Origin of the sequence: Micromonospora palythoicola (genome assembly GCF_036689795.1) — a bacterium.
GTDB lineage: Bacteria > Actinomycetota > Actinomycetes > Mycobacteriales > Micromonosporaceae > Micromonospora > Micromonospora palythoicola.
In genome coordinates this window covers 14,420-26,634 of the sequence record NZ_JBAGKI010000053.1, presented here as the reverse complement: position 1 = coordinate 26,634, position 12,215 = coordinate 14,420, and the positions used below count along the sequence as shown (strand labels likewise).

The window sequence follows — 12,215 nt, the reverse complement described above, 5'->3', positions numbered from 1 at the left end:
GCCGCACGGGGGAGGGCCGTCATGAGCGACGATCCCGGTCAGAGCCGGCGTGGGCCGAGGGGCTTCACCCCGGACTTTCTCACCGAGTTGTTCCGTAATCCGTTGGATCCGGGCTACGCCGACGCGGCGGCCCGACGGGCGAAGACCGGCCGTCCGGCCCGGTCGGGCTGGTCGGTGGGGCCGATCGGCCTGGTGGTGGTCGTGCTGCTCGGGTTCCTGTTCGCGGTGGCCTACCGGCAGACGGTGGCCGAGGAGCCGGGTCGTGCGCGGGCCCGCTCCGGCCTGGTGGAGCAGATCAAGCAGCGGCAGGGCGAGACCGACGCGCTGTCGACGCGAGCCGAGGAGCTGCGCGAGGAGGTCAGCCGGCAGCGGGAGGCTGCGTTGGGTGGTTCCCGCGCGGCCCGGTTGCGGGAGCTGGAGGCGAGCACCGGCCTGGGGCGGGTGCGCGGTGACGGTGTGGTGGTCGAGTTGGCGGACGCGCCGGCTGGTCAGGACGCGATCAGCGGCACCGACGCCGGTCCGGCCCAGGTGATCTACCTGGATCTGCAGAGCGTGGCGAACGACCTGTGGGGGGCCGGTGCCGAGGCGATCGCGATCAACGGGCAGCGGTTGACGTCGACGTCGACGATCCGTTCCGCGGGTCAGGCGATCCTTGTCGACTTCCGTCCGGTGACCGGGCCGTACGAGGTGAGCGCGATCGGACCGGACGGCATGCGTGAGCGGTACGAGGCCAGCGGCAGCGCGTTGACGATGCGCCAGGTGGCGAAGGTGACGGGGGTCTCCTTCGCGGTGCGCGACGCCGACGACCTCACGCTGCCCGCTGCTCCGGAGCCGCGGCTACGCTACGCGGAGCCCGCGACGAGTCCGAGTGTGTCGTCGTCGGGTGCAGACGAGTCGTCCGGCTCGGGTACGTCCCCCAGTCCCTCCGGAGGTGGTCGATGATCGCGGTGCTGGCCCTGTTGGCCGGTGTGCTGCTCGGGCTGTGGCTTGATCCCACGGTGCCGGCGGCGTTGCAGCCGTACCTGCCGATCGCGGTGGTGGCCGCGTTGGACGCGGTGTTCGGTGGGGTTCGGGCGAAGCTTGACCGCATCTTCGACGACAAGCAGTTCGTGGTGTCGTTCATCTCGAACGTGCTGGTGGCCGCGCTGATCGTGTATCTGGGTGACCAGTTGGGGGTGGGCGGTCAGTTGTCCACCGGTGTGGTGGTCGTGTTGGGGGTTCGAATCTTCGGCAACGTGGCGGCGATCCGTCGGCACCTGTTCCGGGCGTAGGTTTGTGGCGTGAGTGACGAGCACACGCAGACGGGTACGGGGTGGCCGCAGCCGGCGGAGCCGGCGCGGCCGGACGGCCCGGCGGGGGAGCCGGATCCGCGTCCGGAGGCGCCGGATCCGGACGAGTTGAGTCCGTTGTCGCCGCAGGGTCACCCGGCGGGGGACGAGGAGCCGTCGGCCGCGCCGGACGGGTCGGTGTCGGCGGAGCCGGCCGACCCGGCCGCGGTGGTGCCGCCGTGGCGGCGGTTGAGTTCCGCCGCGGTGATGATCGTGGTGCTGCTGGGGCTGCTGGGGTTCACCCTGGCCGTGCAGTTGAAGATGACGACGACGGATTCGTCGTTGGCGGCGGCGCGGCAGGAGGACCTGGTCCGGATCCTGTACGACCTGGAGGCGCGGGAGATCCGGTTGCGGCAGGACATCGCCAAGTTGGAGGAGAGCCAGCGGCAGTTGCGTTCGGGTGAGCAGGGGCGTCAGGCCGCGTTGGAGGAGGCGACCCGGCGGGCGGACGAGTTGGGCATTCTGGCGGGCACGTTGCCGGCGCGGGGTCCGGGTCTGACGGTGCGGTTCCGGGCGGGGGCGAAACCGATCTCTGCGGCGCGGGTGCTGGACGCCGTGCAGGAGTTGCGGGGTGCCGGTGCGGAGGCGATGCAGATCTCCGGTGGTGACCGGGCGACGGTGCGGATCGTGGCGTCGACGTATTTCCTGAACGGGGAGGGCGGGTCGTTGATCGTGGACGGGCGTCCGTTGACGGGGCCGTTCACGATCACGGTGCTGGGTGACCCGGCGACGATGCGTACGGCGCTCAACATTCCTGGTGGGGTGGTCGCGTCGGTGGCCGGTGACGGCGGTAACGTGATCGTTGAGGAGCGTGAGGTTGCCGAGGTCTCGGCACTGCACGATCCCCGCCCGCTGGAACATGCCCGTCCGGTCTCCTGAAGATCGGCGGCCGGCACCGGTTGGTCCGGTGTCGCGATGGATGAGGACGCTGCTGGTGATTCCTGAGGATCTGCGTTACACCGCCGAGCACGAGTGGGTGGCTGCCGCGGACGGTGGGGCCGTTCGGGTGGGCATCACCCATTTCGCGCAGGATGCTCTTGGCGACATCGTGTATGTGCAGTTGCCGGAGGCGGGGGCGGCGGTGGCGGCCGGTCAGTCGTTGGGTGAGATCGAGTCGACCAAGAGTGTGTCGGAGCTCTACGCCCCGGTGGCTGGGACGGTGTCGGCGCGCAACGAGGCGTTGGTCGACACGCCCGAGGTGATCAACAGTGATCCGTACGGCGCGGGCTGGTTGGTGGAGATCGCGGTGTCGGATCCGGCGGCGGTGGACGCGCTGTTGAGCGCGGACGCGTATCGCGAGTTGACGGAGAGCTGAGCTTTTCTTGCTGTGCGGGCGGGGCGGTGTCTGCCGCGCGTCCGGTTGCCCTGTTTTTCGGCGCTGGCTAGGCTCGCCCAGTCGACCGAGAACCCATTAGTCGAGCGTCGCGGACAGCCTTTCGGGGCACGGAGAGCCAGCCGCCGGGTGGATGAGAGCCCGGCGGCCAGACCCGCCGTCTCCCGACGCCGACCGAAACAGATTCCGTGAGGTGGTCCCCATGACTCGCCCAGGCGACGAGTTCCCCCCGCTCGACGTCACGTCGACGCTCAATCTCGGTTCGCTCGAGGAAGCGCTGGAGGGGCCGGACACCGATGTGGTGCCGAGCCGGATGTCCGGTTCGCTGCCGCCGGGGATGGCACTGCTGGTGGTCCGGCGGGGGCCGAACGCGGGTGCCCGGTTCCTGTTGGACCATGACGTGACGACCAGTGGGCGGCATCCGGACAGTGACATCTTTCTCGACGACGTGACGGTGTCGCGTCGGCACGCGGAGTTCCACCGGGATGGTGGGACGTTCACGGTGCGGGACGTGGGCAGTTTGAACGGCACGTACGTGAACCGGGAGCGGGTCGAGGCGGCGACCTTGAGCAACGGTGACGAGGTGCAGATCGGCAAGTTCCGGGTGGTGTTCATCGCCGGTCCGCGCCCGGAGGGTGAGGCCGGCCGGGGGTGAACGAGCCTGCGGCCTCCAGGCCGTCCGGGGTGGGTGGCGCCCCGCCGTTGATGAGTATCGGCGAGGTGCTGGCCCAGTTGCGGGCGGATTTTCCGGACGTGACGATTTCGAAGTTGCGGTTTCTTGAGGCTGAGGGCCTGGTGGAGCCGCAGCGTACGGCGGCGGGTTACCGGAAGTACGGCTGGGACGATGTGGCGCGGTTGCGGTTCGTGTTGACCGCGCAGCGGGATCAGTATCTGCCGTTGCGGGTGATCCGTGAGCAGTTGGCGCGCTGGGACACCGACGGTGAGGTGCCGGAGGGTTCGCGTCCGGCGTTGGTGGCGGTGGGGCCTGACGGTGCGGTGCCGGGTCGTGGTGCGGCGTCGGCGGTCGAGTCGGCGCAGGTCCGGTTGGATCGTGCCGAGTTGGTGGCGCGTAGTGGGCTGGACGAGTCGACGTTGGGTGAGTTGGAGCGGCTCGGCCTGGTGGTGTCGGATCCGCCGGGGTGGTACGACGGCGATGCGTTGATCATCGCGCGGGCGGTGGCGGGTCTGGCCGCGTACGGGTTCCAGCCGCGGCATCTGCGGGGTTATCGGACGGCGGCCGATCGTGAGGTCGGTTTGTTCGCGCAGTTGGTGGCGCCGTTGGTGCGGCAGAGTGATCCGGCGGCGCGGGCACGGGCGGCGGAGACGGCGCGGGAGCTGGTGGCGTTGTCGCAGCAGTTGCATGCGGCGTTGGTGCGGGTGGGGTTGCGCTCGACGTTGGGGCGGTGAGGTGCGTGTGCGTGCTGATCGGCCGGTTCGTGAGTGGCGTAGGCTTGCGGGGGTAACCCCTCTTCTGGCGCGGGCGTGGGTGCGTGCAGCGCATCAGACGGCCGTGTCGCGGTCCGTGTACCGTGCAGGGAAGGGCGCGGTGCGGCGTAGGTGACAACGACACGGAGGCGGCGGTGCGCGAGCTGAGCGTGGTCGGGGTTCGGGTTGAGTTGCCCAGCAACCAGCCGATCGTCCTGCTCAGGGAGGTCGAGGGGGACCGCTATCTGCCGATCTGGATCGGCGCGGTCGAGGCGACGGCGATCGCTTACGAGCAGCAGGGTGTCAAGCCGGCGCGCCCGTTGACCCATGATCTTCTGCGGGATGTGTTGGCGGCGTTGAAGGCGCCGTTGCGGGCGGTGGAGATCACCGAGTTGAAGGAGAACGTGTTCTTCGCTGATCTGTTGATCGGTGATGGGGTGCGGGTCTCGGCTCGGCCGAGTGATTCGATCGCGTTGGCGTTGCGGGTGGGTGCGCCGATTCGTTGTGCCGAGCAGGTCCTCAGCGAGGCGGGGATCGTGATTCCCGACGAGCAGGAGGACGAGGTGGAGAAGTTCCGGGAGTTCCTGGATCAGGTGCGCCCGGAGGATTTCGCCGGTTGAGAGTTCGGCCCTGCCGGGTGTCGGTGGGAAGGCCGTGTGGGTGGTGACTGTCGGTTATGGTGATGGTCATCGCTGTCGATGCACGGCGTGTCGCGACGGTTTCTCCGTGGTAACTCCTGGCGGTCGCTATAGGGTTGCCGTGTCGAGGGGTGCGCGTCTCGGAAGCGGCGTGGCACCGCACTGACGGGGAGGTTGTCCGGATGTACGAGCCGCAGGATTCCGATCAGGGTGCGGTGTCGGGTGAGCCGGGTGGTGGGATGCCCGGGTCGGCAACTGACGGTGACGGTGCGGTGGGGTACCGGGGTGTGACGGCCTGCCACGCGGTGGGGATCAGTTACCGCCAGCTGGATTACTGGGCGCGTACGGCTCTGGTGGTGCCGAGTGTGCGCGACGCCTCGGGTTCCGGCACGCAGCGGTTGTACTCGTTCCGCGACCTGGTGGTGTTGAAGGTGGTGAAGCGGCTGCTGGACGCCGGGGTGTCGCTGCAGAACATCCGCAAGGCGATCGAGGCGTTGCGGTCGCGGGGCGTCGCGGATCTGGCCGGCATCACGTTGATCTCCGATGGGACGACGGTGTACGAGTGTCGTTCGCCGGAGGAGGTGGTCGACCTGTTGCAGGGCGGCCAGGGGGTGTTCGGCATCGCGATCGGTGGCGCGTTCAAGGAGATCCAGGGTTCGTTGTCGCACCTGCCGGCGGAGCCGGCGGCGGTCTCGGTGGAGCCGGGTCCGGCTGAGATTGCCGAGGGTGGCGCGGTGGGCGACGAGTTGGCCGCGCGGCGGGCCCGGCGGCGGGCGGGTTGAGTCGCTCCACTGTGGTGTCCCGCGGTCGCGCTGCCGCTGGTGACGCTGTCCCGTCGGTCCAGGTTGGGCACTCTCGGTAAGGACATCGGGTGATCCGGGTGACGACCCGGAGCGAGTTTTGTGACTCTTCGTGTCTGGTTGTTGTCGGGAATCCGATGGGTCGCCGGTGACGGGGCGGGCGGGGCACGCTATCGTCCGACACGGTCTGCCGGCTGTCGCCGCCGTGGGGTGGTGGAGACGTCGGCGGGTTGTCGTCGCGCGCTGACGCCGCGCGTCCCCTCACGACGGAAGGAACAACCGTGACGGTTACCGAAGAGACCGCTCCGGTCTCGCACTACGAGCGCATCGGCGGGGCGGCGGCGGTGAAGGCCGCTGTCGAGTTGTTCTACGACCGGGTGCTCGCCGATCCGGAGCTTGCCGGCTACTTCGCCGAGGTGGACATGGCGGGGCAGCGTCGGCACCTGGCGTTGATGCTGGCGGTGGTGCTCGGTGGTCCGAACGAGTACACCGGCCGGGACCTGGCGTCGGCGCACCAGCCGTTGAACATCCCGGTGGCGCACTACGTCAAGGTGGGTGAGCATCTGACGGCGACGTTGACGCAACTGGGTGTGCCGGGTGACATCATCGCCGACGTGCAGGCGGTGCTGGCGCAGGTGCAGGACCAGGTGGTGGCCGGCGGGGACCAGGCGGGCGCCTGAGCGTGGACGTGCCCCGGCTCAAGCAGAGCTGGTCGCTGGTCGCCGCGCACGGTGACCAGGTGCCGCTCTACTTCTATTCGACGCTGTTCCTGGCGTATCCGGAAACCCGGCAGATGTTCCCGACCAACATGGCGGGGCAGCGGGATCGGCTGGTGACCGCGCTCGGGCACATCGTGTCCCAGGTGGACCAGGTGGACCGGTTGGTGGGTTTCCTGCAGGATCTGGGCGTCGACCACCGTAAGTTCGCGGTGCGGGCGGAGCATTACCCGGCGGTGGGTGAGGCGTTGCTGGCGACGCTGCGGCACTTCCTCGCCGACCAGTGGACCGACGAGTTGGCGCAGGACTGGGCGGCGGCGTACGGACTGGTGGCGCAGGTGATGACCGAGGCGGCGCAGGCCGCTGAGGCGACGAGTCCACCGTGGTGGGCCGCGGAGGTGGTGGGGCACGAGCGGCGGGCGTTCGACGTGGCGGTGCTGACGTTGCGTCCGCAGTATCTGTTGCCGTTCACCGCGGGTCAGTCGATCGGGGTGTCGCATCCGGCGGTGCGGTCGTGGCGGTACTACTCCCCGGCGAACGCGCCACGTACGGACGGCACTGTCGAGTTGCATGTGCGGGCCGCGCCGGGCGGTGCGGTGTCGTCCCGGCTGGTGTACGGGTGTGCCGTGGGTGACCAGGTGCATCTGGCCGCTCCGGTGGGTGACGGGTTGACGTTGCGGGCGGCCGGTTCGGCGGATCTGCTGCTGTTGGCCGGTGGTACCGGTTGGGCGCCGTTGAAGGCGTTGGTGGAGCAGGTGGCCGCGGAGGGGTCCCGGCGTCGGGTCGACGTGTACGTGGGGGCACGGTCACGTAGTGAGTTCTACGACGGTGACGCGTTGGAGAAGTTGACCGCCTCGTACCCGTGGTTGTCGGTGACGCAGGTGGTCGGGTTGGACCTGAACCGGCCGGGGGAGTTCGTGTATCCGGTGGACCGGGCGCTGGCCGACGGTGACTGGCGGTCCCGGCATGTGTACGTGTGTGGTTCCGACGACATGGTGTCGCACACGGTGGCGATTCTGAACCGGTCCGGCTTTCATGCCGGGCAGGTGCATCACGAGGGTCTGGGTAGGCACTGGTACGGCCCCTCGTGGCGGACGGCGGTGGGAGGCCCCGCTGTCTCTGACGATTCCGGAGGTGCCCGGTGAGTGAGCCTCGTGGCCGCGAGTGGCGGGCCGGTGCGGTGAGTGGGGTCCCGGTCGGCAGGTACGACGGTGGGCAGGTCGCCACTGGTGCGCAGGTGCGGATGACCGCCGACCGGGTGCGCCGGTGGGAGTTCGGGTCGTCGTCGTTCGGGCGGCGTGGGTACGACCAGAACGACGTGGACCGGTTCCGGGTGCAGGTGGCCGATGAGTTGGATCTGCTGTCGACGCAGGTGGCGAACCTGCGGGCGGAGAACGAGCGGCTCAACGACCATGTGGAGCTGCATCGTCACGGGGTGATTCCGAGTTCGGAGCCGGCGTCGAAGGTGCCGGCGGCCAAGGAGGTGAATCTGCTCTCGGCGGCGCAGCGGGAGGCGGAGCAGATCATCGCGCAGGCGCACGACTACGCGCGGCGGGTCGCCGAGTATGCCCGTACCCAGTACGAGAGCTATGTGCGGGCGGCGGTGGAGGAGGCCCGTCAGGAGGCGGAGCGGGTGGTGCAGGACTACCACGTGGCGGCGGGACCGACGTTCGACGACGGGGTGGCCGCGCGGGAGGCACTGCGGATCTACGGCGAGATGATGATCTCGCATATGCAGGCGGCGGCGCGGCATCTGGACGACGGCAGTGAGCAATTGTCCCGGACCATGGAGCGCATCGGCGCGCAGCCGGCGGCGGCCGGTGCGGCGACGGCCCGGTCGTTGCCTCGGCATCAGCAGCGCTGACCTGAGACCGCTCGGCTCGCCGGGGTGCCACCGGTGGCGGTTCACCGCCGCCGCCGGTGGTGTTCGTCGCTGGCGGTGGTGCTGGGGCACGATGGGTGGGTGCAGGAGCTGATCGAGCCGTTGGCGGGTCTGGTGGCCGCCGGTGGGGTGGTGGTGCTCAGCGGCGCCGGGTTGTCCACCGAGTCGGGCATTCCCGACTATCGGGGGCCCAGTGGTGTCGCGCGCCGGCACACGCCGATGACGTACCAGACGTTTGTGGCCGATGCGGTGGCGCGTCGGCGGTACTGGGCGCGCAGTCACCTGGGGTGGCGGTTGATCGCCGGGGCCGAGCCCAACGACGGGCACCGGGCGGTGGCCCGCCTGCAGCGGGGTGGTCTGGTGACGGGGATCATCACGCAGAACGTCGACGGGTTGCACTCGGCGGCCGGTAGCCGTGACGTGACGGAGTTGCACGGACGGCTCGACGAGGTGATCTGTCTGGGGTGCCGGCGTCGTACGTCGCGGGCGGAGGTGGACGGGCGGCTGCGGGCGGCCAATCCCGGGTTCGTCGCCCACGCCGTCGAGGTCAACCCGGACGGTGACGTGGATCTCGCTGACGCGCAGGTGGCGGCGTTCCGTACGGTCGACTGCGTGGCCTGTGGTGGGTTGCTCAAGCCGGACGTGGTGTTCTTCGGTGAGACGGTGCCGGCGACGCGGGTGCAGTCGTGTTTCGCCCTGGTGGAGCAGGCCCGGCTGCTGCTGGTGCTGGGGTCGTCGTTGACGGTGATGTCGGGGCGCCGGTTCGTGATCCGGGCGGCGAAGCGCAACGTGCCGGTGGTGATCGTGAACCAGGGGCCGACCCGCGGCGACGGGTACGCGTGCCTGCGGGTTCCGGCGCCGTTGGGGCGGGTGTTGCCGGCGGTGGCCGACCGGCTGCTCGGCGCCGCACCGTCGACGGTGCCGGCGGTGCCGAGTCCGGTCGGCGGGTGAGCGGGGGCGGGTCAGGGGGTTCGGTGCGGGCCGTCGGGCACGCTGGTAGCGTTGATCGCGCCGGTAGCACCGACGTGGGAGAGACCGCCTGGCGATCATCGGGGCGGCGCCGAAGGGGCAAATCCTCCCCGGAACCTCTCAGGCAGAAGGACCACGTCGGGTCAGGCACTGTGGAGCGCCCGCGGGTGTGACAGAGGGGGAGGGCCGACCTGTCGACCCCCGCCCGCGCAGGAGCGCCCATGACCGCCGAGCAGTTCGCCGACCGTCACATCGGTCCCGGTCCCGACGACGAGCGCCGCATGTTGGACATCGTCGGGTACGCCTCGATCGACGAGTTGATGGACGCGGCGATCCCCGAGGTGATCCGCTGGCACGGCCGGCTGGACCTGCCGTCGCCGGCCAGCGAACCGGAGGCCGTGGCGGAGCTGCGGGCCCTGGCGGCCCGTAACACGGTCGCCGTGTCCATGATCGGGTTGGGGTATCACGGCACCCACACCCCGGCGGTGATCCGCCGCAACGTGTTGGAGAACCCGGCCTGGTACACGGCGTACACGCCGTATCAGCCGGAGATCAGCCAGGGTCGGCTGGAGGCGTTGCTGAACTTCCAGACCATGGTGTCGGATCTGACGGGTCTGGCGACGGCGAACGCGTCGATGCTCGACGAGGGCACCGCGGCGGCGGAGGCGATGACCCTGGCGCGGCGGGCGTCGAAGGCCGGCAGCCGGGTGTACGTGGTCGACGCCGACGCGCTGCCGCAGACCATCGCGGTGCTCGCCGGGCGGGCGGAGCCGCTCGGTATCGAGGTGCGGGTGCTGGACCTGGACGTCGAGCCGTTGCCGGCGGAGTTCTTCGGTCTGCACCTGCAGTACCCGGGAGCGTCCGGGGCGGTGCGTGACCACGCCCCGCTGGTGCAGGCCGCGCACGCGGCGGGTGCGCTGGTGACGGTCGCGGCGGACCTGTTGGCGTTGACGGTGCTGCGGCCGCCGGGGGAGATCGGCGCGGACATCGCCGCGGGCACCACGCAGCGGTTCGGGGTGCCGATGGGCTTCGGTGGGCCGCACGCCGGCTACCTGGCGGTGCGGGCCGGTCTGGAGCGGATGCTGCCGGGCCGGCTGGTCGGGGTGTCCCGGGACGCGGCCGGCGCGGCGGCGTACCGGTTGGCGTTGCAGACCCGTGAGCAGCACATCCGGCGGGAGAAGGCGACGAGCAACATCTGCACCGCGCAGGTGCTGTTGGCGGTGATGGCCGGCATGTACGCCGTCTACCACGGTCCGGACGGGCTGCGGGAGATCGCGGCCCGTACCCACCGGATGGCGGCCCGGCTGGCCGCCGGGCTGCGTGCCGGTGGCGTCGAGGTCGCCGAGGTGGCGTTCTTCGACACGGTCACCGCGCGGGTGCCGGGTCGGGCGGCGCAGGTGGTCGCCGAGGCGCGGCGGCGTGGGGTGAACCTGCGGCTGGTCGACGCCGACCGGGTCGGTGTCTCCTGCGACGAGACCACGACGGTGGAGCAGGTGGCCGTGGTGTGGGCGGCGTTCGGTGTCGACGGCGTCGACGGACAGGTGCCCGAGGGGCTGCCGGCGGCGCTGGCCCGCACCAGTGACTTCCTCACCCATCCGGTGTTCCGCACCCACCGGTCGGAGACGTCGATGCTGCGGTACCTGCGTCGACTGGCCGACTTCGACTACGCCCTGGACCGGGGCATGATCCCGTTGGGGTCGTGCACGATGAAGCTGAACGCCACCACCGAGATGGAGCCGGTGAGCTGGGCCGAGTTCGCGGACATCCACCCGTTGGCGCCGGCGGAGCAGACCGCCGGCTACCGGGAACTGGTCGGCCAGTTGGAGAGTTGGCTGGCGGAGGTGACCGGCTACGACGCGGTCAGTGTGCAGCCCAACGCCGGTTCGCAGGGCGAACTGGCGGGGCTGTTGGCGATCCGCGCGTGGCATCGCAGCCGGGGTGAGCGGCACCGCGACGTGTGCCTGATCCCGTCGTCGGCGCACGGCACCAACGCGGCCAGCGCGGTGATGGCGGGGATGCGGGTGGTCGTGGTCGGCTGCGACGCCGACGGCAACGTCGACCTGGTCGACCTGGACGCCAAGATCGACGCGCATCGGGACACCCTCGCGGCGATCATGGTGACGTACCCGTCGACGCACGGGGTGTACGAGACGGGTATCGCGCAGTTGTGCGCGAAGGTGCACGACGCCGGTGGGCAGGTGTACGTCGACGGGGCGAACCTCAACGCGCTTGTCGGGTTCGCCCGGCCGGGCCGGTTCGGGGCGGACGTGTCGCACCTGAACCTGCACAAGACGTTCTGCATTCCGCACGGTGGCGGTGGGCCGGGGGTGGGTCCGGTGGCGGTGCGGGCGCATCTGGCGCCGTTCCTGCCGGGTGATCCGGCCGGCGCGCCGGTGGACGGGCGGCCGGCGATCGCGGCGGCCCGCTACGGGTCGGCGGGGATCCTGCCGATCCCGTGGGCGTACCTGCGGATGATGGGCGCCGACGGCCTGGCCCGGGCGACCGGGGTGGCGGTGCTGGCGGCCAACTACGTGGCGGCGCGGCTGCGGGAGCACTTCCCGGTGCTGTACGCGGGCAACAAGGGCCTGGTCGCGCACGAGTGCGTCCTGGACCTGCGGCCGGTGACGAAGGCGACCGGGGTGAGCGTCGACGATGTGGCCAAGCGGCTCATCGACTACGGGTTCCACGCGCCGACGATGTCGTTCCCGGTGGCGGGGACGTTGATGGTGGAGCCGACCGAGAGCGAGGACCTGGCCGAGCTGGACCGGTTCTGCGACGCGATGATCGCCATCCGGGCGGAGATCGACAAGGTGGGTTCGGGTGAGTGGCCGGCCGGGGACAACCCCCTCGCCAACGCGCCGCACACGGCGGCGATGGTCGGCGGCGACGACTGGCCGCACCCGTACCCCAGGTCGGTTGGTGGGTGGCCGGCCGGGATGGACCGGGTGGGGAAGTACTGGCCGCCGGTGCGTCGGGTCGACGGCGGGTACGGCGACCGGAACCTGGTCTGCTCGTGCCCGTCACCGCAGGCCTACGAGAGTTGACCGGTCCGGTGCCGCGCCGACCTGGTCGTGGCGGTCCCTGACCGGGGGACTAGCCTGGGTCGGCGCGGGAAAGACGTCGT

Annotated in this window: 13 protein-coding genes and 1 riboswitch; all 13 genes read left to right on the top strand. The window is 70.5% G+C overall.

Annotated features, from left to right (window positions below; genetic code table 11):
* Window positions 1-21: 21 nt before the first annotated feature.
* The 13 genes from V5O40_RS20925 (at window position 22) to gcvP (ending at window position 12,135) form a co-directional block, all read left to right on the top strand.
* The gene (locus tag V5O40_RS20925; protein ID WP_332907037.1) at window positions 22-942 is read left to right on the top strand and encodes a DUF881 domain-containing protein; all 921 of its coding nucleotides are present in this window, start codon (window positions 22-24) and stop codon (window positions 940-942) included.
* Entirely contained in the window at window positions 939-1,271 is a 333-nt protein-coding gene (locus tag V5O40_RS20920) for a small basic family protein (protein WP_093402419.1), read from the top strand. Before V5O40_RS20925 ends, V5O40_RS20920 begins: the two co-directional genes overlap by 4 nt.
* 9 nt (window positions 1,272-1,280) lie before the next feature.
* The gene (locus V5O40_RS20915; protein WP_332907036.1) at window positions 1,281-2,207 is read left to right on the top strand and encodes a DUF881 domain-containing protein; all 927 of its coding nucleotides are present in this window, start codon (window positions 1,281-1,283) and stop codon (window positions 2,205-2,207) included.
* 55 nt (window positions 2,208-2,262) lie between these two features.
* Window positions 2,263-2,643 carry a glycine cleavage system protein GcvH gene (gene gcvH, locus V5O40_RS20910; RefSeq protein WP_332907035.1) on the top strand — a complete coding sequence of 127 codons (381 nt, stop codon included), beginning with the start codon at window positions 2,263-2,265 and terminating at the stop codon, window positions 2,641-2,643.
* 220 nt (window positions 2,644-2,863) lie between these two features.
* The gene (gene odhI / locus V5O40_RS20905; protein WP_093402417.1) at window positions 2,864-3,316 is read left to right on the top strand and encodes an oxoglutarate dehydrogenase inhibitor Odhl; all 453 of its coding nucleotides are present in this window, start codon (window positions 2,864-2,866) and stop codon (window positions 3,314-3,316) included.
* A gap of 50 nt (window positions 3,317-3,366) precedes the next feature.
* Entirely contained in the window at window positions 3,367-4,068 is a 702-nt protein-coding gene (gene ftsR, locus V5O40_RS20900) for a transcriptional regulator FtsR (protein ID WP_269741703.1), read from the top strand.
* A 173-nt stretch (window positions 4,069-4,241) separates the two neighbouring features.
* The gene (locus V5O40_RS20895; RefSeq protein ID WP_269741704.1) at window positions 4,242-4,706 is read left to right on the top strand and encodes a bifunctional nuclease family protein; all 465 of its coding nucleotides are present in this window, start codon (window positions 4,242-4,244) and stop codon (window positions 4,704-4,706) included.
* A 200-nt stretch (window positions 4,707-4,906) separates the two neighbouring features.
* Window positions 4,907-5,506 carry a MerR family transcriptional regulator gene (locus tag V5O40_RS20890; protein ID WP_332907034.1) on the top strand — a complete coding sequence of 200 codons (600 nt, stop codon included), beginning with the start codon at window positions 4,907-4,909 and terminating at the stop codon, window positions 5,504-5,506.
* 299 nt (window positions 5,507-5,805) lie between these two features.
* Window positions 5,806-6,204: a group I truncated hemoglobin gene (locus V5O40_RS20885; RefSeq protein ID WP_164449893.1), complete on the top strand. Its 399-nt coding sequence runs from the start codon at window positions 5,806-5,808 to the stop codon at window positions 6,202-6,204.
* Window positions 6,205-6,206: 2 nt separating this feature from the next.
* Complete coding sequence (locus tag V5O40_RS20880) at window positions 6,207-7,385, top strand: globin domain-containing protein (protein ID WP_332907033.1); 1,179 nt, start codon at window positions 6,207-6,209, stop codon at window positions 7,383-7,385.
* Window positions 7,382-8,104: a DivIVA domain-containing protein gene (locus V5O40_RS20875; RefSeq protein ID WP_332907032.1), complete on the top strand. Its 723-nt coding sequence runs from the start codon at window positions 7,382-7,384 to the stop codon at window positions 8,102-8,104. The genes V5O40_RS20880 and V5O40_RS20875 overlap by 4 nt, the downstream gene beginning before the upstream one ends.
* Window positions 8,105-8,185: 81 nt before the next feature.
* Entirely contained in the window at window positions 8,186-9,073 is an 888-nt protein-coding gene (locus V5O40_RS20870) for an NAD-dependent protein deacetylase (protein WP_408631917.1), read from the top strand.
* A gap of 65 nt (window positions 9,074-9,138) precedes the next feature.
* Window positions 9,139-9,237: riboswitch (glycine riboswitch) on the top strand.
* A 75-nt stretch (window positions 9,238-9,312) separates the two neighbouring features.
* Window positions 9,313-12,135 (top strand): aminomethyl-transferring glycine dehydrogenase, encoded by a 2,823-nt coding sequence (gcvP, locus tag V5O40_RS20865; protein ID WP_332907031.1) that lies wholly within the window; start codon window positions 9,313-9,315, stop codon window positions 12,133-12,135.
* Window positions 12,136-12,215 lie beyond the last annotated feature (80 nt).

Coding starts and splice junctions, on each gene's coding strand:
- V5O40_RS20920 (WP_093402419.1), top strand. CDS start 939: ATGATCGCGGTGCTGGCCCTGTTGGCCGGTGTGCTGCTCGGGCTGTGG.
- V5O40_RS20890 (WP_332907034.1), top strand. CDS start 4,907: ATGTACGAGCCGCAGGATTCCGATCAGGGTGCGGTGTCGGGTGAGCCG.
- odhI (WP_093402417.1), top strand. CDS start 2,864: ATGACTCGCCCAGGCGACGAGTTCCCCCCGCTCGACGTCACGTCGACG.
- ftsR (WP_269741703.1), top strand. CDS start 3,367: ATGAGTATCGGCGAGGTGCTGGCCCAGTTGCGGGCGGATTTTCCGGAC.
- gcvP (WP_332907031.1), top strand. CDS start 9,313: ATGACCGCCGAGCAGTTCGCCGACCGTCACATCGGTCCCGGTCCCGAC.
- V5O40_RS20925 (WP_332907037.1), top strand. CDS start 22: ATGAGCGACGATCCCGGTCAGAGCCGGCGTGGGCCGAGGGGCTTCACC.